The 21984-nt window shown below is 64.4% G+C and carries 20 protein-coding genes; 13 read left to right on the forward strand and 7 right to left on the reverse strand.

The features are described from left to right. Positions 1 to 3 precede the first annotated feature (3 nt). A complete protein-coding gene (locus H6P80_RS05815) occupies positions 4 to 546 on the forward strand; it encodes a manganese efflux pump MntP (protein WP_185800362.1) in 543 nt (180 codons plus the stop codon). Position 547: 1 nt separating this feature from the next. On the opposite strand, the gene era is transcribed toward H6P80_RS05815, so the two are convergent. From era to lepB, 3 genes are all read right to left on the reverse strand, one after another. Then, positions 548 to 1441 (reverse strand): GTPase Era, encoded by an 894-nt coding sequence (era, locus tag H6P80_RS05820; protein ID WP_185800363.1) that lies wholly within the window; start codon positions 1439 to 1441, stop codon positions 548 to 550. Beyond that, positions 1438 to 2106 carry a ribonuclease III gene (rnc, locus tag H6P80_RS05825; RefSeq protein ID WP_185800364.1) on the reverse strand — a complete coding sequence of 223 codons (669 nt, stop codon included), beginning with the start codon at positions 2104 to 2106 and terminating at the stop codon, positions 1438 to 1440. The genes era and rnc overlap by 4 nt, the downstream gene beginning before the upstream one ends. A 64-nt stretch (positions 2107 to 2170) precedes the next feature. Continuing rightward, positions 2171 to 3064, reverse strand: a complete 894-nt coding sequence (gene lepB / locus H6P80_RS05830) for a signal peptidase I (protein ID WP_235973729.1) — start codon at positions 3062 to 3064, stop codon at positions 2171 to 2173. A 148-nt stretch (positions 3065 to 3212) separates the two neighbouring features. Between lepB and H6P80_RS05835 the strand changes: the two genes are divergently transcribed. The 3 genes from H6P80_RS05835 (at position 3213) to H6P80_RS16685 (ending at position 6106) form a co-directional block, all read left to right on the forward strand. Further along, positions 3213 to 3878, forward strand: a complete 666-nt coding sequence (locus H6P80_RS05835; protein ID WP_185800366.1) for an EF-hand domain-containing protein — start codon at positions 3213 to 3215, stop codon at positions 3876 to 3878. A gap of 99 nt (positions 3879 to 3977) precedes the next feature. Continuing rightward, complete coding sequence (locus H6P80_RS05840) at positions 3978 to 4697, forward strand: response regulator (protein WP_185800367.1); 720 nt, start codon at positions 3978 to 3980, stop codon at positions 4695 to 4697. After that, a complete protein-coding gene (locus H6P80_RS16685; protein WP_185800368.1) occupies positions 4694 to 6106 on the forward strand; it encodes an ATP-binding protein in 1413 nt (470 codons plus the stop codon). The genes H6P80_RS05840 and H6P80_RS16685 overlap by 4 nt, the downstream gene beginning before the upstream one ends. 20 nt (positions 6107 to 6126) lie before the next feature. Here the strand turns inward: H6P80_RS16685 and H6P80_RS05850 are convergent, their stop codons facing one another. Next, positions 6127 to 8001: an ABC-F family ATP-binding cassette domain-containing protein gene (locus tag H6P80_RS05850; protein ID WP_185800369.1), complete on the reverse strand. Its 1875-nt coding sequence runs from the start codon at positions 7999 to 8001 to the stop codon at positions 6127 to 6129. A gap of 78 nt (positions 8002 to 8079) precedes the next feature. Then, the gene (locus H6P80_RS05855; protein WP_185800370.1) at positions 8080 to 8988 is read right to left on the reverse strand and encodes a LysR family transcriptional regulator; all 909 of its coding nucleotides are present in this window, start codon (positions 8986 to 8988) and stop codon (positions 8080 to 8082) included. Between the two features lie 107 nt (positions 8989 to 9095). On the opposite strand from H6P80_RS05855, the gene H6P80_RS05860 reads away from it, so the two are divergent. From H6P80_RS05860 to H6P80_RS05890, 7 genes are all read left to right on the forward strand, one after another. Beyond that, positions 9096 to 10028 (forward strand): peptidyl-alpha-hydroxyglycine alpha-amidating lyase family protein, encoded by a 933-nt coding sequence (locus H6P80_RS05860; RefSeq protein ID WP_235973815.1) that lies wholly within the window; start codon positions 9096 to 9098, stop codon positions 10026 to 10028. A gap of 137 nt (positions 10029 to 10165) precedes the next feature. Beyond that, a complete protein-coding gene (gene pgi / locus H6P80_RS05865) occupies positions 10166 to 11668 on the forward strand; it encodes a glucose-6-phosphate isomerase (RefSeq protein ID WP_185800372.1) in 1503 nt (500 codons plus the stop codon). Between the two features lie 123 nt (positions 11669 to 11791). Further along, a complete protein-coding gene (gene gor, locus H6P80_RS05870) occupies positions 11792 to 13141 on the forward strand; it encodes a glutathione-disulfide reductase (RefSeq protein WP_185800373.1) in 1350 nt (449 codons plus the stop codon). Positions 13142 to 13180: 39 nt separating this feature from the next. Beyond that, the gene (locus H6P80_RS05875; RefSeq protein WP_185800374.1) at positions 13181 to 13678 is read left to right on the forward strand and encodes a hypothetical protein; all 498 of its coding nucleotides are present in this window, start codon (positions 13181 to 13183) and stop codon (positions 13676 to 13678) included. Positions 13679 to 13788: 110 nt separating this feature from the next. After that, positions 13789 to 14013 carry a hypothetical protein gene (locus H6P80_RS05880; RefSeq protein ID WP_185800375.1) on the forward strand — a complete coding sequence of 75 codons (225 nt, stop codon included), beginning with the start codon at positions 13789 to 13791 and terminating at the stop codon, positions 14011 to 14013. Positions 14014 to 14083: 70 nt separating this feature from the next. Beyond that, complete coding sequence (locus H6P80_RS05885; RefSeq protein ID WP_328804936.1) at positions 14084 to 15403, forward strand: class I SAM-dependent methyltransferase; 1320 nt, start codon at positions 14084 to 14086, stop codon at positions 15401 to 15403. Positions 15404 to 15405: 2 nt separating this feature from the next. Continuing rightward, positions 15406 to 16956, forward strand: coding sequence for a sulfatase-like hydrolase/transferase (locus tag H6P80_RS05890; protein ID WP_185800376.1), 1551 nt, complete (start codon positions 15406 to 15408; stop codon positions 16954 to 16956). Between the two features lie 88 nt (positions 16957 to 17044). Here the strand turns inward: H6P80_RS05890 and H6P80_RS05895 are convergent, their stop codons facing one another. Both H6P80_RS05895 and H6P80_RS05900 read right to left on the reverse strand, forming a co-directional pair. Beyond that, positions 17045 to 17950: a sulfotransferase domain-containing protein gene (locus H6P80_RS05895; RefSeq protein WP_185800377.1), complete on the reverse strand. Its 906-nt coding sequence runs from the start codon at positions 17948 to 17950 to the stop codon at positions 17045 to 17047. A gap of 65 nt (positions 17951 to 18015) precedes the next feature. Next, positions 18016 to 19152, reverse strand: a complete 1137-nt coding sequence (locus H6P80_RS05900; RefSeq protein WP_185800378.1) for an NAD(P)/FAD-dependent oxidoreductase — start codon at positions 19150 to 19152, stop codon at positions 18016 to 18018. 145 nt (positions 19153 to 19297) lie between these two features. Between H6P80_RS05900 and H6P80_RS05905 the strand changes: the two genes are divergently transcribed. Beyond that, a complete protein-coding gene (locus H6P80_RS05905) occupies positions 19298 to 20842 on the forward strand; it encodes a tannase/feruloyl esterase family alpha/beta hydrolase (protein ID WP_221892884.1) in 1545 nt (514 codons plus the stop codon). Positions 20843 to 20931: 89 nt separating this feature from the next. Beyond that, positions 20932 to 21948, forward strand: a complete 1017-nt coding sequence (locus tag H6P80_RS05910; protein ID WP_185800380.1) for an SDR family oxidoreductase — start codon at positions 20932 to 20934, stop codon at positions 21946 to 21948. The last annotated feature ends 36 nt before the right edge of the window (positions 21949 to 21984 follow it).

The following is a 21984-nucleotide window of genomic DNA, read 5'->3' on the forward strand; positions in this document are numbered from 1 at the left end:
GCGATGTTCGCCGTTTTCGTCCTTGCCCTGGCGCTCGCCATGGACGCTTTCGCCGTGTCGCTGGCGCAGGGCGCGGCCGGGCGGATGCGGGTCGGCGAGGCGCTGAAGCTGGCGCTGGCCTTCGGCATTGCGCAGGCCGTAATGCCGCTGATCGGCTGGGGGCTCGGCACGGCCTTTGCCGGCTGGATCGAGAGCGTCGATCACTGGATCGCCTTCAGCCTGCTCACCGCGCTCGGCCTCAACATGATCCGCGCCTCGCGGCAGGATACGGAGGCCGATCCTGCGCTCGCCGGCTGGCACCTGTTCGCCGCCGCCATCGCGACGAGTATCGATGCAGCGGCGGCGGGCATCACCCTGCCGCTGCTCGCCGTGCCTGTAGGCTGGGCCTGCGCGGTGATCGGCATCGTGACGGCGATACTGTGCTTCGGAGGCGCGCTAGGCGGCCACCATGTCGGCAAACGCTTCGAGGGCAGGGCGGAGATTTTCGGCGGGCTGGTGCTGATTGCGCTCGGCGTGAAGATCCTCGTTGAGCATTTGAGCGCCTAGGCTATTCCACCCAATCCAGCCCGATATCGCGGTAGAGCGCCTGGTCCTCTTCCCAGTCGGGTTTTACCTTTACGTGCAGGAACAGGTGGACCTTGCGGCCGAGCATTTCGGCTAACTCTTCGCGCGCCGCCGATCCGATTTCCTTGATGCGGCTGCCGCCCTTGCCAAGCACGATGGCCTTTTGCGTCGGCCGGGCGACGAGGATCTGCTGGCGGATCTCGACCGATCCGTCCTGGCGCTCCGTATAGCTCTCGGTGTCCACCGCGCTGGCATAGGGGAGCTCGTTGCGGAGCTGATGGTAAAGCTGTTCGCGCGTCACCTCGGCGGCGAGCAGGCGCTGGCTGGCGTCGCTCACCTGGTCTTCGGGGAAATGCCATGTGCCTTCGGGCATGGCTTCGACGAGCGCCTGTTTCAGCTCTTCCACGCCATCGCCGCTGGTCGCGGAAATGAAGAAGGTGTCCTGCGGTTCCAGCAGGGCGTTAAGCCCGGCGGCGAGGCGCAGCAGCTCGTCTTTCTTCGCGATATCGACCTTGTTGAGGATCAGCAGCTTCGGCTCGGGGCGCTTGCGCAGGCTTTCGACCATCGCCTCGATCCCGCCCTTGAGGCCCGCCTTGGCATCGACGATCAGCGCGATCAGGTCCGCGCCTTCCGCGCCGCCCCAGGCCGCCGCGACCATCGCCCGGTCCAGCCGCCGTTTCGGCGCGAAGATGCCCGGCGTGTCGATCAGCACCATCTGGGTTTTGTCCTGGATCGCGATGCCCATCAGGCGGGTGCGCGTGGTTTGCTTTTTGGGGCTGGTGATCGCGACCTTCTGGCCGACCAGCGCGTTGACGAGGGTCGACTTGCCGGCATTGGGCGCGCCGACAATGGCAACGAAGCCGCAGCGTTGCGTCATGTCAGTTTCTCCAGCAGCGCCTGCGCGGCGGCGGTTTCGGCTTCCTGTTTCGAGCTGCCCTTGGCCAGCGCATGGGCGCGGTTGGGGATTTCGACGCGGATCGTGAAATGGGGGTTGTGCGCCGGGCCCGAACGCTCGGCGATCGAATAGACGGGCGGCTTGCACTTGTTCGCCGCCGCCCATTCCTGCAGCGCGCTCTTGGGATGCTGGGGCGCGCTGTCCATGGCCTCGACCCGGCTTTCCCATTTGCGGAAGACGAAGGAGCGCGCGGCATCGAAACCGGAATCGCGATAGAGCGCCCCGATCAGCGCCTCGACGACGTCGCCGAGCACATTGTCGCTATCCCCGCCGCCATCGTCCTTGGCCTGCTTGCCGAGATGGATATGCGGCGCAACGCCGATTTCCCGGCCGATATCGGCGCAGGTCTGGCGCGAAACGAGCGCGGCGAGGCGGCTGTTGAGCAGCCCTTCGGGTTCCTTGGGGTAAAGATCGAAGAGCCAGGTCGACACGATCAGCCCGAGCACCCGGTCGCCGAGAAATTCGAGGCGCTGGTAATCGGGCTCGCCGGTGCTCGGATGGGTGAGCGCGCGCGTAAACAGCGCCATATCCCGCGGGGAGTGCCCCAGGGTATCGGCAAGCCAGTCCGTAGAGGCGGTATCGGTCATCGCCGACCCTCTAGCCCGGGGCGCGTTCCGGGGCCATGCTCAATATCGGCTCGATATCGGGGGTTCAATATCCATGCCCGATACGGTCCCAGCGCGCGGCGCTGAACCAGCTGACCGGGTTGGCCCAACTCGCGCTGCCATCGGTCGACCAGAAGATGACGAGCGCGCGGCCGATAATATAGTCTTCGGGCACGAGCCCGACGCCGCCGCCGGGCTCCGGCGGGAAGCGGCTGTCGGCGCTGCGGTCGCGATCGTCGCCCATCAGGAAATAATGGCCTTCCGGCACGACGAACAATTGCGTCGTGTCGGCCGTCGTGTCGCCCGCATCGAGCACGAAATAGCTGTGCCCGCCGGGCAGGGTCTCACGATAGCGCGGGGTGAAGCAGGTGAGCTGTCCGTCCGCGTTCGAACCGAGCCGCGCGCTGCCCAGCGGGATGACCGGGCAATCGCCGGCATCTTCGGCCGGCTCCTCGAAATCGGACACCTGGGTGCGCGGCACGCGCTCGCCGTTGATGATAAGCTGGCCGTCGCTCATCCGCACCCGGTCTCCGGGCAGGCCGATCACGCGCTTCACATAGGATGTGTCGGGATCGGCCGGCGAGCGGAAGACGACGATATCGCCGCGCTCGGGCCGTCCGCCGCCCAGCCGTCCCTCGGGCCAGAGTCCGGGAAGGGGGAGGCTGAAGCGCGAATAGCCATAGGGCCATTTCGCCGCGAACAGATAATCGCCGACCAGCATCGTCGGCGTCATCGAGCGGGACGGGATGTTGAACGGCGCGACCACGAGGCTGCGCACGAGCAGGGCGAGAATGACCAGCGTCGCGAGCACCCGCAGCCGCGACCAGATGCTCGGCGGCTTCCGCTGGTCGTTTTCGGGCCGGTATTCCTCTTCGGGATGGCCGATTTCCGCGGTTTCGTTCATCGCAGGCGATGTCGCCGAGCGGCGCGCGCGGGTCAAGACGCAATTCCGGCACCGATCTTCCTGCGACAATTTGCGACACTTTTTCGCCGGGCCGGGACAATTGCGCGACGGCGATGCGCTTTAAGGGCTCTCATCGGCGGACCCCGATCCGCCCGGAGTTTTTGGTAAAGCAAAGGAAGACCCCATGAAAAAGACCCTGATAATCGGCGCGGCCACCGCCACATTGATCGCCGGCGCGGCGCTCGCCCAAGGCGGCGGAGCGGAGCGCGGCATGCGCGCCGATGCGAATGGCGACGGCAATCTGACGATGGCCGAGGTCAACGCCCAGATCGACGAGCATTTCGCCCGTATGGATACCAATGGCGACGGTTCCGTCGATGCCGCCGAACGCGAGGCGCTGCATGCGCAGATGCGCGAGCGTCGTGGCGAACGCCGCGGACGGGGCGGACATGGCATGCTCGGCCAGGCCGATGCCGATGGCGACGGCCAGATTACGCGCGCCGAATTCGATGCCCGGTCCGGCGAACATTTCGCCCGGCTCGACACCGACAGCGACGGCGTGATTTCCGCCGAAGAGCGCGAAGCGATGCGCGCGAATCGCGGTGAACGGCGCGGCCATCGCGGTCGTCGCGGCCATCGCGGCGGCGGCGACGTGATGGCCCGGATGGACGCCAATAGCGACGGCGTCATCACCCGCGACGAGATCGGCGCCCGCGCCATCGAGCGCTTCCAGCGCGCCGATGCCGATAGCGACGGTATCGTCACCGCGGCCGAACGCCAGGCAGCGCATCAGGCGATGCGCGAGCAGCGTCGCGAACGCCGCGAAAATCGGAACAACCAAGGCAGCTAGCCCCCTCTTCCTGCCTTGGCACTGGGCGGCCGGTCCCCTCCTGTGGCCGGCCGCCTCTTCGCTGTCGCTTCGCGCAAAGGAGGCCGCTAAGCTCTCACCATGTCCGGCCAGCCGCATATCTTGATCGTCGAGGATGAACGCTCGATCCGCGAGCCGCTCGCCGCCTTTATCGGGCGCAGCGGCTTTCGCGTTTCCGAAGCCGCCAATGCCGAAGCCGCGCGGCAGAAACTGGCCGGCTACGCCATCGATTGCGTGGTTTGCGACATCATGATGCCGGGCGAGGACGGGCTCAGCCTGACCCGCCATATCCGCGAACATACCGAAATCCCGGTCATCCTGCTGACCGCCAAGGCCGAGGAAACCGATCGCATCGTCGGGCTGGAGATCGGCGCCGACGATTATGTCGTGAAGCCTTTTTCGCCGCGTGAGCTGGTCGCGCGCATCAAGGTCGTGCTGCGCCGCGCCGGCGGTGGATCGCGGCCCCAGCGGGCGCCCGACCAGCAGGTTTACGCGTTCGGCGGCTGGCTGCTGAAGGCGGGCGAGCAGGCGCTTGTCGATAGCGACGGCGTCAATGTCGCATTGTCGACCGGCGAATTCCGCCTGCTGCTCGCGCTCGTCACCCATCCGCGCCAGGTGCTGTCGCGCGACCAGCTGCTCGATCTTACCCAGGGTCGCGAGGCCGCGCCCTTCGACCGGGCGATCGACAACCAGGTCAGCCGGCTCCGGCGCAAGATCGAGAGCGATCCGAAAGAACCCGAATTCATCAAGACGGTCTGGGGCGGTGGCTACACCTTTGCCGCCGAGGTAACATTACCGTGAGGTGGCTCTGGCCCCGCAGCCTGCTCGGCCAGCTGATGCTGATCGTCGCGCTTGCCGTGCTCGGCGCGCAGACGATCAACTTCGTCCTCCATTATCGCGCCGGCGAACGGCTGCGCCTCGCCGAGGCCGCGGCGCCCATCATCGTGCGCATGGCCGAGGCCGAAGGACTGGAGGTTGGCGATTTCGAACGGCGGCGAGAAAGCCGGCGGCGGGACGGCGAACGTCGCGGCGGCCGGCGGCGCGCCTTTTTCCGGATCGAGGATGCCAGCGCCGTTATCGCCGAGGGAAGGGAACAGGATCCAGGCCTTGCCCGCGCGATCACCCATGTCCTCGAAGCCTCGGAGCTGGAACCGCGCGCCGTCCAGATCGGCGATGCCGATGCGGATCGCGAGCGGTTCCGCCGCTTTTTCGGCCGTCGCTTCGAACGCCGGATCGAGCGGAGCGGCCATCGCGGCCCGCCGGGGGAGCTTTACCGGGTTTCGGTGCAGCTCGACGACGAGCGCTGGCTCAACGGCTGGATGCGGATGCGGCCTCGCAACTATGGCGCGGTCGTGTTGATCGCCGGGCATACCGTGGTGCTCTATCTGATCGTGCTGCTCGCCGTCTGGTGGTTCGCGCGCCGTATCTCCCGTCCGCTCGATCGCCTCACCGAGGCGGCCGAGACGTTCGAGGCCGGCACGCCGCAGGAACCGGTGCCGGCGAGCGGGCCTTCGGACGTTGTCCGGCTGATCGACGCGCACAATGCGATGCGCGTGCGGATCGGCGCGATGCTCGCGGAGAAGGATCATATGCTGGGCGCGCTGGGGCATGACCTGCGCACGCCGCTTGCGGCGCTGCGCATCCGCGCGGAAAATGTCGAAGACGAGGCCGAGCGCGCGCGGATGGTCGAGACGATCGAGGACATGAACGCGATGCTGGAGGATATCCTCTCGCTGGCGCGGCTGGGCCGGGTGAAGGGCGAGACGGAACGGCTCGATCTCTCCGCGCTCGTCGACAGCGCGATCGAGGATTTCCGCGATGTCGGCGCGCCGGTGGAGCTGGACGATGGCGAACGGGTCGTCGTCAAGGGCCAGACGACCCTGCTCAAGCGCGCCGTGCGCAATCTGATCGACAATGCCATTCGCCATGGCGGCGGCGCGAAAGTCCGTGTGCGAACCGACGGCGGCGAAGCGGTGGTCGAGATCGACGATGACGGCCCCGGCATTCCCGAAGACCGGATCGAAGCGATGTTCGAACCCTTCGCGCGGCTGGATGTCTCGCGCAATCGGGAGGTTGGCGGCTCGGGTCTCGGCCTGGCGCTGGCCCGCGCCATCGTTCGCGATCATGGCGGCGAACTGGCGCTTTCCAACCGGGAAAGCGGCGGGCTGCGCGCGACGATCCGTCTATCGCTGGCACCCTCCGCAACTTAACGCCTGCGCCCTAGTGGGCGTCAGCCCGTTTCGGTCTCCAGCGCTTCGCTTGCTTCCAGCCAGGTCGCTTCGGCCTTCTCGATATGGCTTTCCAGTTCCGCGCGGCGCTGCATAAGGTCGCCCATTGCCATATTCTTGAGCGGGCCCTCGGCGGCGGCGGGTTCGAACATCGCGCGGTCGATGGCGCTGCGCTCGTCCGCCAGCTTCGCAATAGCCGCCTCCGCCTCGCGGGCGCGCTTGCGCAAGGCCTGGGTCTTTTCGCGCGCTTCGGCGGCGGCCTTGCGCGCTTCCTTCTTGCTGACCTTGGCCGCGCCCTTGTCACTGCCGGCCGCAGGCTCCTTGGCGAGCACGAAGGCGATATAGTCGTCGAGCGTCCCGTCGAACTCGTTCGCTTCGCCCGAATCGACGAGCACGAGCCGGTCGGCGGTCATTTCCAGCATGTGCCGGTCATGGCTGATGATGATCACGGCGCCGCCATAATCGTTCAGCGCCTGGACGAGGGCCTCGCGCGCATCGACGTCGAGATGGTTGGTCGGTTCGTCGAGGATCAGCAGGTGCGGCGCGTCGCGCGTTATCAGCGCCAGCGCCAGCCGCGCGCGCTCGCCGCCCGATAGCTTGCCGACCTTGGTCGTCGCCTTGTCGCCGGAAAAGCCGAACCGGCCCAATTGCGCGCGCACGACTGCCGGTTTCTCGTCGCGCATCTGCGCGGTCATGTGCTGGAGCGGCGTATCGCCGGGGTCCAGCTCCTCGACCTGATATTGGGTGAAATAGCCGACCCGCATCTTGCCGCTCGCATTGACCTCCCCCTCCATCGGCGCAAGCTGCGCGGCGAGCAGGCGCGCGAGCGTCGTCTTGCCGTTGCCGTTGCGGCCGAGCAGCGCGATCCGGTCGTCGGGATCGAAGCGCAGGTTGAGCCGTTCGAGAACGGGCTTTTCGCCATAGCCGACGCTGGCGAGGTCGAGCGTGATCAGCGGCGGGCGCAGTTCCTCGGGGTCGGGAAAGCCGAAGCTGAGCGAGGGATCGTCCACCAGCGCCGCGATCGGCTGCATCCGCGCGAGCGCCTTGGCGCGGCTCTGCGCCTGTTTCGCGGTCGATGCCCGGGCCGAATTGCGCGCGACATAATCGGCAAGCTTGGCCCGCTGCGCGTCCTGCTTTGCCTTGGCCGCTTCCTGCTGCGCCTGCCGTTCGGCGCGCTGCTTTTCGAAGGCGTCATAACCGCCCGGATACAGGGTCAGCTTGCCGCGTTCGAGATGCAGGATATGGTCGACGACATTGTTCAGGAAATCGCGCTCATGGCTGACGAGCAGGATCGTCGCCCGGTAGCTTTTGAGGAAATCCTCGAGCCACAGCACCGCCTCGAGATCGAGATGGTTGGAGGGTTCGTCGAGCAGCAGCAGGTCGGGCGCGGAAAAGAGCAAGGCGGCGAGCGCGACGCGCATCCGCCAGCCCCCCGAATAGCTGTCGAGCGGCGCGTGCTGCGCGTCTTCGTCGAAGCCGAGGCCTGCCAGGATGCGCGCGGCGCGGGCCGGGGCCGAATGCGCCTGGATCGCGTTCAGCTTTTCGTGGATTTCCCCGAGACGGTGCGGGTCGGCGCCGGTTTCGCTCTCGGCCATCAGCGCTGCGCGCTCGGTATCGGCGGCGAGAACGGTTTCGAAGGGCGTCGCGCTGCCGGCCGGCGCTTCCTGCGCGATATAGCCGAGCCGCGCGCGCCGGGGCATTTCCGCGGATCCCGTATCGGGCTCCAGATCGCCGCTGATCACTTTCAGCAGCGTCGACTTCCCCGCGCCGTTGCGGCCGATCAGCCCGATACGGCCGCCCGGCGGCAGCGCCGCCGTCGCGCCGTCGAGGATGGTACGCCCGCCAAGACGCACGGTTATGTCGGTCAGATTGAGCATGTGCGCGCGGCCTCTAGCATCGGTTGAGGCGAAGCGCGAGACGCTGTTTTCAACCGCGCCTCTCTGACGGTCGGCAGCCTAGCTGTTCGAAGCCGAACCGGCGCGTTCGAGATGATCGAGAAAAGCGTCGAGCTTCGGCGAAAGCTCGCGTCTCTGGTGATAGAGGGCGAAGATATTCTGAACCGGCAGTTCGTAGTCCGGCAATAGCGGGCAGAGCGTTCCGGACTCCAAATCTGCCCCGGCGAGATAGGCGAAGACATTGGCGATGCCGACGCCATCGCGCGCACCCTGCACGATCGTCATATAATTGTTGCTGATGAAAGCCGGTTTCACGCGGACGCGCGCGGCCTTGCCGTGGCGCGTCAGTTCCCACCAGTCGAACAGCTTGTTGCCCTTGAACACCAAGGCGGCGTGATCGGCGAGATCGGTCGGTGCCTTGGGCACGCCCCGCCGTTGGAGATAGGAAGGGGCGGCGACCAACAGGCGGCGTTGCTGGCTTATGCGTTTGCTGAACAGGGCGGAATCGTCGAGGATCGGCGTGCTGCGCAAGGCGAGGTCGATGCCCTCCGAACGGATGTCGAGCAACGCGTCGGTCAACCGCAACTCGACGCTGATATCCGGATAGGCTTCCATGAAGGCCGGCAGCACCGGGCCGATCAAATTCTGGCCGACCGCTACCGAGGCGGTGATCGTGAGCCGCCCTTTGGGCGTTTCGCGAAAGCTTCCCACCGCGCTGCGCACGGACGCGAGCCGTTCGTTCAGTCTCGTGCCTTCGCGATAGAGATATTCGCCCGGCTCGCTGAGGCTCATGCTGCGCGTCGATCGCAATAGAAGCTTTACGCCCAATTCCTCTTCAAGCTTGGCAACCGCCTTGCTGACCGAGGGCGATTTCGTGCCCAGCGCCTGCGCGGCGCCCGTGAACGACCCCTCCCGCACCACGGTGCAAAAGACCTGCATCAAATAGGCGAAATCGGAGCCGCGCCGCATATTCATTCCTAAAAGGAAAAAGAGAAATCATATCTTCGATACATATTTCCGGAGACCAAAGAAATAGGAGGCGCGCATCGACACGATAGGGAGATCGACCGGTGACTATGCGGCGAAAACTGGCGGGAGCGGCTCTCGCATTCCTTCTCATTCACATGGGGCCTGGCAATCCTGTCCTTGCCCAGGATGCGGTGCCTCTCGAGGCCAGCGAACTGGTGCTCGGCCTTCCCGAAGGCTGGTATCTGGGCGAGGTCGCCGGGCTCGAGCTGAATTCGAGCGGTCATATATTCGTCTTCCATCGCGGCAGTCATTCGCTGCTGGAATTCGATGACAACGGCGTTTTTGTCCGGGAGATCGGCCAGGGCCTGTTCCGCGTGCCGCACGGCCTGCGCATCGATGGCGACGACAATATCTGGACGACCGACCAGGAAACCCACCAGGTGCTGCAATTCAGCCCGGACGGGCGAGTGCGCACGATATTGGGAAGGCGCGATATATCGGGGACCGGCTGGTATGATCGGGGATACAGCGTTGCGCTCCTCAATGCCCCCAGCGATGTCGGTTTCGACAGCCAGGGCAATATCTATGTCGCGGACGGCGGGAACTTCCGCGTCGTCAAATATTCCCCGCACGGCGAATTCATCCGCAGCTGGGGAAGCCGGGGCGATCGTCCCGGCGAGTTCGATTTTCCCCATTCGATCGTCGTCGACGGGGAAGACCGCATTTACGTCACCGACCGGGAAAACGGGCGGATCCAGATATTCTCGACCGATGGCGAATTTCTCTCGCAATGGCAGGGGTTCGGGAATCCCTATGTGATCCAGCTGGGGGCGGAGGGCAGTTTCTGGCTTACCGATGCGCGGGCGGGCCGCCTGCTGCATCTCGATGGCGAGGGCCGGCTATTGGGCAGCTTCGGGGAATGGGGGAAAGAAATCGGCGATTTCGGCTTTCCCCACGGCTTCGATTTCGCGCCCGACGGCAGCATCCTTGTCGGAGAGATCCTGAACTGGCGTGTTCAACGTCTGCGGTTGCGGCAATAACCGGCCCGCTAGCGGCGGATCAAGGGCGGGGCTTCCAGCAGCGGCGCCGGCGCCGGATAGACGGCTCGGTTCCACCGGAAGCCAACACCCGTTAAAGCTGGCGGATCTCCGATTCCCCGCTCAGGACAGCCGCGCCCATGACCGATCCCTGGACCGCCATCGAAACGGCAAAGCAGCCCCGTCTTACCGAGCTTTTCGAAGCCGATCCGGACCGGCTGTCCAAATTCTCGCTCGAGGAAGGCGGGCTGTATTTCGATTTTGCGAAAACGCATCTCGATGACGGGCTGCTCGAAGCTTTTGAAAAGCTGGCCGAGGCGCAGGACCTGGCAGGCAAGCGCGAGGCGCTGTTCGCGGGCGAGGCGGTCAATATCAGCGAAGGGCGCGCGGCCGAGCATATGGCGCAGCGCGGGCAGGGCGCGCCGGACAGCGTGGCGCTTGCCACATCCTTCCAGGCGCGGATGCGGGCGCTGATCGAGGCGATCGGCGCGGGCGCGCTCGGCGATATCCGTCATATCCTCCATCTCGGCATCGGCGGATCGGCGCTGGGCCCCGATTTCGTGATCGACGCACTGGCACGCGAAAGCGAGGAGGGGCTCTACAATGTCGCGATCGTTTCCAATGTCGACGGGGCGGCGCTTGAGGGGCCGCTGAGCTTTTTCGAGCCGGAGCACACCTTGCTGGCGATCGCCTCGAAAAGCTTCACGACCAGCGAGACGATGCTCAACGCGGAAAGCACGCTGCAATGGATGCGCGAAGCCGATGTCGCCGATCCCTTCGGCCAGATGGTGGCGCTGACCGCCGCGCCCGACCGCGCGATTGCCTTCGGTATCGACGAAACCCGCGTGCTGCCTTTCCCGGAGACGGTGGGCGGGCGGTATTCGCTCTGGTCGTCGATCGGGTTTCCGATCGCCGCCGCGCTGGGCTGGGGCGCCTTCGAACGGCTGCTGGAAGGGGCTGCGGCGATGGACCGGCATTTCCGGCTCGCCGACTGGCGGCAGAACGCGCCGGTGCTCGCCGCCTTCGCCGATCTCTATTACACCCAGGCGCGGGGCGCGGAGACGCGCGCCGTGTTCGCCTATGACGAGCGGTTGCGGCTACTGCCCGATTATCTCCAGCAGCTGGAAATGGAATCGAACGGCAAGGCGGTGACCGCGGACGGCAAGCCGCTGGGCCGTCCTTCCGCGCCGATCACCTGGGGCGGGGTCGGCACCGATGCGCAGCACGCGGTATTCCAGCTGCTTCACCAGGGGACGCACCTCGTGCCCGCGGAATTTATCGCGGTGGCGGAGGCGGGGGACAAGCTCGACGACGCGCATCACGAGCAATTGCTGGTGAACTGTTTCGCGCAGGGGGCGGCGCTGATGGCCGGGCGCGACAATGACGATCCGGCGCGCGCTTTTCCGGGCGACCGGCCCTCGACGACGATCCTGATGGAACAGCTCGATCCGGCGAGCCTCGGCGCGCTGATCGCCTTTTACGAGCACCGTACTTTCGTCAATGCGGCGTTGCTCGGCATCAATCCGTTCGATCAGTTCGGGGTCGAGCTTGGCAAGGATATAGCCCGCGCCATTGCGGCCGACGACGAGGAAGCCCTGGCGCTCGATCCGTCGACTTTGGCGCTGATCGAAAGGGCGTTGTGAGGGAACGCTATAGCCGGGCGATCACAGTGATCAGATTTCCTTGCTTGCGCGTAACCATTGCCGCCACCAGATCGAACCCAAGGACAAATTCACCCCAATATCGGCAAGAAACAGAGGCTTTCCATGGCGGACTATGATTATGATCTCTTCGTGATCGGCGCGGGTTCCGGCGGCGTGCGCGCGGCGCGCGTGTCGGCGGCGCACGGCGCGAAGGTGGCGATTGCCGAGGAGCACAAGGTCGGCGGCACATGCGTCATTCGCGGCTGCGTGCCAAAAAAGCTGCTCGTTTACGGCGCGCATTTCGCCGAGGATTTCAAGGACGCCAAGCGCTTCGGCTGGGAAGTGCCGGAAGAGTGCGGCTTCGACTGGCCGACCCTGCGCGACAATGTGCTGGCCGAGGTCGACCGGCTGAACGGCCTCTATATCAACACCCTGGAAAGCCATAATGTCGAGATCGTCCACGAGCGCGCGACCGTCGCCGGTCCGCATGAGGTGAAACTCGCCAGCGGCAAGACGGTCACCGCCAAATATATCCTCGTCGCGGTCGGCGCCTGGCCGCACAAGCCCGAATTCCCCGGTGTCGAACACACGATCAGCTCGAACGAGGTCTTCCATCTCGAAAAATTCCCCAAGCGCGTGCTGATCGCCGGTGCCGGTTATATCGCCAACGAGTTCGCCGGCATCTTCAACGAATTTTCCTGCGAAGTGACGCTGATCAACCGTTCCAGCGTAATCCTGCGCCAATATGACGAGTCCATCCGCGACCGGCTGATCCAGATCTCGATGCACAAGGGCATCGATTTCCGTTTCAACTGCGAAATCGAATCCATCGAAAAGAACGAAGACGGCTCGCTCCACGTCGAAATGGGCGGCCATTCGGCGATGGACGTCGATATCGTGCTGATCGCCACGGGCCGAGTGCCGAAGACCGAAGGGCTGGGACTCGAAAATGCCGGGGTCGAACTCGACGACAAGCGCGCGATCAAGGTCGACGAATATTCGAAGACCAATATCGAGAGCATCTATGCCGTGGGCGACGTAACCGACCGCGTGCAGCTGACCCCGGTCGCGATCCGCGAGGGCCAGGCCTTCGCCGACACCATCTTCAACGACAAGCCGACGACCGTCGATTACAGCATGATCCCGTCGGCCGTGTTCAGCCATCCGCCGCTGGCCTCTGTGGGAATGACCGAGGCCGAGGCGAAGAACACGCTCGGCGGCGTCAAGGTCTATACGTCGGATTTCCGGGCGATGAAGAATGTCCTGGCGGGCCGCGACGAGCGCGCGCTTTACAAGATGGTTTGCGATGCCGCGACCGACAAGGTCGTCGGGCTCCACATGATCGGGCCGGATTCAGCTGAAATTTTGCAGGCCGCGGCGATAGCGGTGAAGGCGGGTCTCACCAAGGCCGATTTCGACGATGTCGTCGCGCTCCACCCGACCATGGCCGAAGAGCTTGTATTGCTGAAGTAATACACTATAACACAAGCTCTCGTGTAGCGGAGGTAGGACATGCACAGATTTGCAATGCCGTGCCTGGCTGTCGCCGCCGCCCTTGTTTCGACGCCAGCTGCCGCGCAATCCGTCACTTTGCCCGATACGATCGTCTTCGGCACCTCGCATGACGCGTTGGCCGAAGGGCTGGAGGCGCATTGCACCGAGGCCCGTAGCAGGGTTATCGATCCGCCCTTCCTGCCCGGGGTCGAGGCTGAACAGCTCCAGATCGATTGCGACGGGTTCGCATTCATGGGCGAGCCGCGCTTCGCCGAGTTCGTGATCCGCGACGACAGCCTCGAAATGATCTGGATTCTTGTCGATGAAGACGATGAGGATCGGATCATCGCCGCGATGCGCGAAGCCTATGGCGAGCAGGGAATCGAGGCCGGCGGCATGATCGCCTTCCCCGAACATCGGACGGCCTGGCGGTTCGAGCCGCCCGAAATTCTCTTTTATTCCGAAGCGCTTGCGCCGCTGATGGAAGCCGCGATCGCCGCCGATTCCAGCGAGTAGAGCGCGATTGGGCGACGGCACGGATCGCTGCCATTTTCGCCCACCCATTTATCCATTTCTTAACGATATTCCTTCAATCCTTTCTGCCTGGAACACAGACGGAGGGTTTAATGGGGATTTCGGGACGACATATCGGCGCTTTCGCCGTTCTCGCCGGGCTCGGCACGGCGCCGGCTTTTGCGTATCTCGATCCGGCCACGGGCAGCATGATCATTCAGGCTGTGGTCGGCGCGATCGCGGGCGGGCTGCTCTACATGAAACTGTTCATGCACAAGGTGAAGGCTCTCTTCTCGCGCAAGAACAGCGACACCACGTCCGACAACGCCGAAAACTAGGACCATGATCTCGCCTGATCCGGGTTCTTTCCGGGACCCCGCGGGTCGCGTTTATATACGCGACGACCGCGTGCTTCGCGCCGTCTACGAGATGGGCCGCGAAAATTTCGAAGCCGCCGATAAAGCGGGCGTACTTGATGCGTTGATCGCCAAGGATCTGCTCATCGGGGCGACCAAGACGCGTTCGAAGCTCGTCAAGGAGCTCGATCCGGAGCCCTGCCATGTGCTTTCGCATCCGCTCATCCCGTTCATTTCCTATCCCTATGAATGGACCTTCTCGCAGTTGAAGGCGGCGGCGCTGCTGCACCTCGAACTGCATCTGGAGGCATTGAAACTCGATTTCACGCTCTGCGATGCGACGGCGTACAACGTCCAGTTCCAGGGCACGACGCCGATATTCATCGATCACCTCTCGATCGTTCCCTATGAGGAAGGCGAGATCTGGGCCGGCCATCGCCAGTTCTGCATGCAGTTCCTCAATCCGCTGATCCTCTGGGCGAAGCGGGGCGTGGTGCCCAATAGCTGGTATCGCGGTTCGGTCGAGGGGATTCCGCCGGAAGATCTCGCCGCCGTGCTCAAATGGCGCGACAAGCTGTCCTTCACCGTGCTCGCGCACGTCGTGACGCAGGCCAAGGTGCACAGTCACGCGCTGAAGACCGAGACCAAGGAACGGGTCGTTTCGGCGCGCAAGCTGCCCAAGCGCTCGCTCGTCGCGATGCTCGAAGGGCTCAAGGATTATATCAAGGGGCTGGAATTGCCCGGCGGGCGTTCGGTCTGGTCCGAATATGCCGACGACAACAGCTATAACGCCGACAAACGTGCCGAGAAGCACGAATTCGTCGCCGCCATGGCTTCCAAGGTGAAGCCCAAGATGATGTTCGACATCGGCTGCAACAGCGGCGACTTCACCGCCACGGCGCTCGACGCCGGTGCCAAATCGGTTGTTGCCTTCGATTTCGATTATGGCGCGCTCGAACAGGCCTATTCGCGTTTCTCCCAGTCGAAACAGCCGGTTATGCCGCTCTGGCTGGACGCCGCGAACCCGAGCCCCGCACAGGGCTGGGCCAATGCCGAACGTGCCAGCCTCAATGATCGCGGCAATGTTGACGCGATGGTGGCGCTCGCCGTGATCCACCATATCGCTATCGGCCGCAACGTTCCGCTGGATATGGCGGTCGACTGGCTGATCGGGCTCGCGCCGCAGGGCGTGATCGAGTTCCCGAACAAGGACGATGTGATGGTCCGCAAGCTGCTGGCCAACCGCAAGGATATCTTCCCCGATTATACCGAGGAAGCCTTCCTCCACCATGTCGGCGAACGCGCGAAGATCGTGAAGCAGAAGAAGCTCGGTGAGGACGGCCGCCTGATCGTCCGCTACCGCCGGAACTGACGATGCTCGACCGGCTGGCAAGGAGCCCGTTCGCGCGGCTGCCGCTGGCCGGCTTCGTGATCCCGTGCATCATCTTCTTCAGCCTGTGGCGGAGCAATGCCAATCGCCTCGGCTATGAAGATGCGCTGCCGACTGGCCTCGCGCTGCTGGCGATATTGCTGGTTTTGCTGATCGGCCTGCGCTTCTGGGCGAAGTCCTGGGTGCGGGCGAGCATGATGCTCGGTATCCTCGGTGCCTATATCTTCTATGCGCCGTCGCTGACGCAGATGATTTCCTCGCCCTGGCTCGAGGGCGCGGCGCTCGCCTTTGCCGGGCTGATCGCGCTCGATCTGATGCGCCGCATCCCGCCGCATGACGGCCAGCTCGAACGCACCAATATGATGGTGAACATTGCGGCGTTGCCGCTGATCCTCGTTTTCGCGGGGCAGGCGGCGATGGACCAGCGCACGCTCGAAAGCGGACGGCCGGACGTCTCTACGCCGTTTCCGGCCTTCGAGGCGCAGGCCGACGAGAACAGCCCGGATGTCTGGCATTTCGTGATGGACCGCTATGGCAATCGCGAAACGCTGGCGCAGGTTTACGGCTACGACAATACGCCATTTCTGAATGCGCTGCGCGAGCGCGGCTTCGTTGTCGATGACAACGCTTTCGCCAACTACCAGCGCACCGGCCATTCGCTGGCCTCGACCCTCAACGCTTCCTATCTGGAACCCCTGGCCGAGAACGAACAGCTGATGGGCGGCGATTGGGTGCCGATCTACCGTGCGATGCGCGACAACCGGGCGATCGAGTTTTTCAATGAGGCGGGCTACACGACCGTTTTCGCGGGCACCTGGTGGAACCCCTCGCGCCGCAACCCCGGCGCCGCCGAAAATATCAACCTGCGCGACATGCCCGAACTGGCGCGGCTGCTTGTCGAGCAATCGGTGCCGGGCCGCGTCCTCGATCTGACCGATCTTCCCTATGGCAATGCGCGCCACGATCAATGCCTTCGCGAAGAGCATAAATTCGAAGCGCTGCAGGAACTGGCATCGCGCGACGAGCGCAAATATATCTTCGCGCATTTCCTGCTGCCGCACCCGCCCTATGTGATCAACGCCGATGGCAGCTGCCGGCCGCTCGCGGACGCCGAGGCTGCGACCCGGCGCGACAATTATATCGGTCAGCTGGACTATGCGAACCGCGAACTGCTGGCAACGATCGACGCGATCCTTGCGGGGCCGCGCCCGGCAACGATCATCCTCCAGGCCGACGAAGGCCCTTGGCCCGCGCCGCATTTCGGCGACGAACGGTTCATCGGCCGCGATCCGGTGGAAGTGGATTGGGACAATCTGGACCGCGCGGCGATCCGCGAGAAGATGGGTATTCTCTTCGCCGTCCGCCATGCCGACGGCTCGACCGCCAACATCCCGGCAAGCCCGATCAACATCTATCCCGCGATCCTGCGCCAGAGCTTCGGCTCGGCGATGGAAAACCTGCCCGACCGGCATCTCGTGTTCGTTTCGAACGGGGAGCTATACGACTATGCCGACGTCGACGCGCTCCTAGACTGAGGCGCAAGCCTTTCCGGTTGCGCTATCGCTGCCATTGCGCGGATCGTATCGGAAGCACGGCCCGTCACCGGGTCCGCCGCATCGTCGATCACGCGCCCTCGCCGGTCTTCAGCCAATGAGCGCAGGACTCGCCCAGCTCTTCGCGCGCCCTCCTTTCATATTCCTCGCACTCCTCTTGCGTGAGGATGTCGCGCCAACGGCCGTTGACGCCCTTGTTGATGAACGTCTTGCCGCCTCCTTCCCATGGCATGCCGCCGAGCGGAGCGGCTTTATCGCCATTGATCTTCATATAATCGAAGCTGCAATGCTCGAGGAGTACCGGCCACAGCTCCTCCTCGATCGCGATTTCGAGAAAATCGGCGATGGCACGCATCTGGCCCTCGAGGTCGGCCTTCAAATGGCTGAAATGGAGCAGCTTGACGTTGGGAAGATCCCGAATATCCCACCAGCTGCGGATATTTTCCCAATAGGCCCAGAAGGGCGCGCCATCATTCTCGATCCACTCGCGCCACACGTCGTGTACATTTTCGGACAGTCGCGGCATCGGTGGACCGACGAGCCCGGGCGTGTCGTTGACCATTTCGTAGAGAAAGTCGCTCGCATTCACCCAGTGGTTGTGGAAGCTCCAGACGACGTCGCGCCCGTCGCGCGCGACATAGAGATATTTGGCCTTGGGGCTGAATACGAGTGCGTCGACGGGCAGATGCGTCTTGAGAAAGCGGCGGTTGGTCTGTGCCTCGATCATCGCCAGCTTCTCGGCCTTCGGCGGAGCGCGCAGGTCGACCCAGGGTGAGAGATCGGCGACCGGCACATCCTCGTCGCCGCGAAAGAGGAGCTGGCCGACGATCTGCTGGAGCCAGGTCGTGCCCGATTTGGCGTAGGTGCCGATGACGATGTCGTCGTCGCGGAAGACGAAGTCATTCCAGACGGTCGAATCCATGTGATGATTGTGTAATTCCCGTCTTTTCACGGGCCATTCGATCTGGGCCTGCATCGTACGCACTCCCTTCCTCAAATCGCGCTGAGTCGCGCGTGACGGCGATTTATCACATCCCTAGTTCAGGCCGTGAATCTTTTCGCAGACAGCGTTTCGGGGGAAATGCCATGGGCTGCCAGCTCTTCTGGCCAGTGTAAGCCGGTCGCCAGCGCTTCGGCGGCCATCGCCATGGCGGGCGAGGTCTGGAGGCCGAAGCCGCCTTGCCCCGCGAGCCAGAAAAAGCCCGGCGCATCGGGCGCATAGCCCGCGACCGGGTTCTTGTCGGGCGCGAAAGTGCGGAGGCCCGACCATTTATGTTCAATGCGTCTGATCTCGATATCTGTCGCCTGTTCGACCCTCCAGGCGGCGAGCGCGACCGTCTCTTCGTCGGGCTGCGCATCGCAGGGTTCGGACGGGGTTTCGTCCTGCGGAGAGGCGAGCAGGCGGCCCGATCCTTCGGGCAGCATGTAGAAGCCCTCTTCGCTGACCGTTTTGGTGAATGGCCAGCCGGATACGTCGATGCCCTCGGGTGGGCGGATGACGATGATCGTGCGGCGGAGCGGCTGGAGGCCGAGCGGCGCGACGCCGGCCATTTCCGCGATCACGTCCGCCCAGGATCCGGCGGCGTTGACGATGCGTTTGGCGGCATAGCTTTCGCCGGGCGTGTCGACGATCCAGTCTTCGCCCCCGCGCCGGATCGCGTTCACAGGCGCGTCGGTGACGAGGCTTCCGCCCGCTTCCCGCAGCGCGCGGATATTGGCCTGCAGCATCGCATCGGAATCGAGCTTGTAGGCATCAGGATCGAGGATGCCCGCACCGAAGCCGTCCGCGCCGGTCCTCAGCACGGGCACGATATCGCGCAGCGCCTCGCCCTCGATCCGCCGGGCGCCGGGCGAATGGGCGAGGGTCGTCGCTTCGAGCGTATCTAGCTTCTCCATCTCGTCGGCGCGCGCGATAAACAGCGCCGCCATACGCCGGGCGAGGGGCGGGTGATCGCCTTCGGGCGGCGCGGCAAAGGCAGTCTTGCTGATGGCAGTAAGCTTGTGGACGAGACCGCCGCCGATGCCGAAATGGCAGAAGGTCGCACTGCGGCCGGAGCTGTGATAGCCGGGCGCGCTTTCGCGTTCGAGCACCACCGTCTCGCCATGCCGCGCGATCCGCGCCGCAGCCGAGAGCCCCGCGATCCCAGCTCCTATAATGATGGTGTCGAGCTTGCGCATGACGGCCATCTGGTCATGGCGGGCGGGAAAGTCAAAGCGGGTAGGGTATCTTGCCGATCGGCCGGTCTTGCGGCACATTGACGCTAACAAAAGTTAGACTCGAAAATGAGGTCGGGCGAAAACTGGACAGGGGAGATGTCGGATGATGGGTCGTTGGATTCCTGCCATGCTGGCGATGATCATGGTCGCGAGCGTTTCGAGTGGCGCCAGGGCGCAATCTGTCGCCGAGGATCGCGCGGCAAGCTGCGCCGCGCTTGCCGGGTTTGAGCGCGAAGACCTGACGATCGAGACCGCGGAACAGGTCAACCCGCCGCCGCGCTGGGCCTTTCCGCCCTCGCCCTTCAACTTCTTTGCCGGGCCGAACCCGGGAACCGGGCAGGAATTCTGCCGGGTTGCGGGGATCGTCGAGGACGAGATCCGCTTCGAGCTGTGGCTGCCGGTGCAGTGGAACGGCCGCTACCAGCAGGTCGGCAATGGCGGCTATTCGGGCGCGATCAACTATCCCGCGCTCTCGGAGGGGCTCGATGGGGGCTATGCAGTGGCCTCGACCGATACCGGCCACCAGACGCCCGACAATGTGTTCGAAACCGGCTGGATCGACGATGCCCATCCCCGGCGCGTCGAGAATTTCGGGCATCGCGCCCATCACCTCGTCACCCATGCCGCGCGTGCCCTTACGACCGAATATTATGGCGAAGAACCGCGCTACAGCTATTTCAACGGCTGCTCCTCAGGCGGCTGGCAGGGGATGAGCGAGGCGCAGCTCTACCCCGAAGATTATGATGGCATCCTTGCCGGCGCGCCTGCCAACAATTTCGTCCGGCTGCAGATGCGCGGATTCTGGCTCGACCGGCTGGACCGCGACAATCCCGGCGGCGCTTTCAGCATGGAAATGTCGCAGCTTATTGCCCAGCGCGCGACCGCCTATTGCGACCCGCGCGACGGCGTGACCGACGGCATCATCAGCCATCCCGAACAATGCGATTTCGATCCCGCGATGCTCGCCTGCGGGGATGGCGAAGAGGGCCTGTGCCTGACGCCGGCACAAGTCGAACGCGCGCGTCTCGTCTACGGTCCCGTCACTAGCGTTGGCGGGCAAAGCATGTATCCGGGCAATGCCGTGGGCGTGATCGATCGCTTCTTCCTGCCGGCGCCGCCGGGCGAGGAAAGCCTGCCGATGATCGCCTATCTGATCCCCGGCGCGATACTGGAACGGTTACAGACGGCTTTCGACTTCGACCGCGATACGCCGGAACTGTTCGATCGCTTCTCGGCCATGCTCGGCGCCTATGATCCCGATCTCAGCGCCTTCGCGGCGCATGGCGGCAAGATGATGGTCTATCACGGATGGACCGACGCCCTGCTCTCTCCCTATAACAGCATCGACTATTTCGACCGGGTCGGCGATGCGATGGGCGCCGATGCGCGGGCGCAATTCTACCGTCTCTATATGGTGCCGGGCATGGATCATTGCCGGGGCGGTGTAGGGCCCGATCGCTTCGACATGCTGTCCGCGCTCGAACGCTGGGTGGAGCAGGACAATCCGCCCGACCGGATCACCGCCGAGTATCGCCGTCCGGGCGAAGCGTACCGCACCCGGCCGCTTTGTCCGCATCCGCAGATCGCCGTCTATAGGGGCGAAGGGAATAGCGACGACGCGGCGAGCTTTGCCTGCCGGTTGCCGGAATAGCCGTAAGGCAGGCCGTCCCCGCGCTTGATTCCGTTTCATATTACAACTAATTTGGGAGGCAGGGACAGGCGCGGGAGAGGGAGGAGTGCATGGCAGGCACGGTTCTGGTCACGGGCGGCAGCGGTTATGTCGCGAGCTTCACAATCCGGCAGCTGATGGAACAGGGCTGGACGGTTCACACGACGATCCGGTCGCTGGCGAAGGAAGCACGGCTTCGCGAAATCCTCGCCGTCGACAATGAACGCCTGACGGCTTTCCAGGCCGACCTCGCCGACGATGCCGGCTGGGCCCCGGCCGCGGCCGGGTGCAGTCATGTCGCGCATATCGCCTCACCCTTTCCCGCCAGCGCCGTGAAGGACGAGAATGAGCTGATCGTTCCGGCGCGGGAAGGCGCGCTGCGGGTATTGCGGGCCGCGAAGGCGGCGGGCGTCACCCGCTTCGTGATGACGTCCTCGGCGGCGGCGATCGCCTATGGCCACCCGCGCGGCGATTATACCTTCACCGAAGCCGACTGGACCGACATCACCCATCCGGACGTCTATCCCTATATCAAATCGAAGACGATCGCCGAGCGCGCTGCGCGGGACTGGGTGCTGGCGGATGGCGGCGAGATGGAATTCTGCACGATCAATCCGACGGCGATCCTCGGGCCGGTGCTGAGCGACGATATCTCGGCCTCGATCGAACTGGTGAAGCGGTTGCTGACGGGTTCGCTGCCCGGCTGCCCCGATTTCGGTTTCGGGATCGTCGATGTCCGCGATGTCGCCGATATCCATGTCCGCGCGCTCACCGCGCCGGATATGGCGGGCGAGCGGTTCATCGCCTCCGGGCCGTTCCTCAAGATGATCGAGGTGGCGCATATCCTGAAGGAACAGCTCGGTCCGGAAGCCCGCAAGGTGCCGACGCGCAAGCTGCCGGACTGGATCGTCAAGCTCGTATCGCTGCTCGATCCGGCCGTGCGGCAGGTTTCCGGCGAACTCGGCAAGACGCGCAACATGGATGCGAGCCATGCGAAAGCGGTGCTCGGCTGGGAACCCCGCAGCGAGGCCGAAACCATTATCGCCACGGCGCGCAGCCTGATCGATCTCGGCATCGTCGAGGTCTAGCGCGCAGCACCGCCGCCGCTGTCACCGAATTGTCAT

It is taken from the genome of Parasphingopyxis marina (genome assembly GCF_014237875.1).
Taxonomy (GTDB): Bacteria; Pseudomonadota; Alphaproteobacteria; order Sphingomonadales; family Sphingomonadaceae; genus Parasphingopyxis; species Parasphingopyxis marina.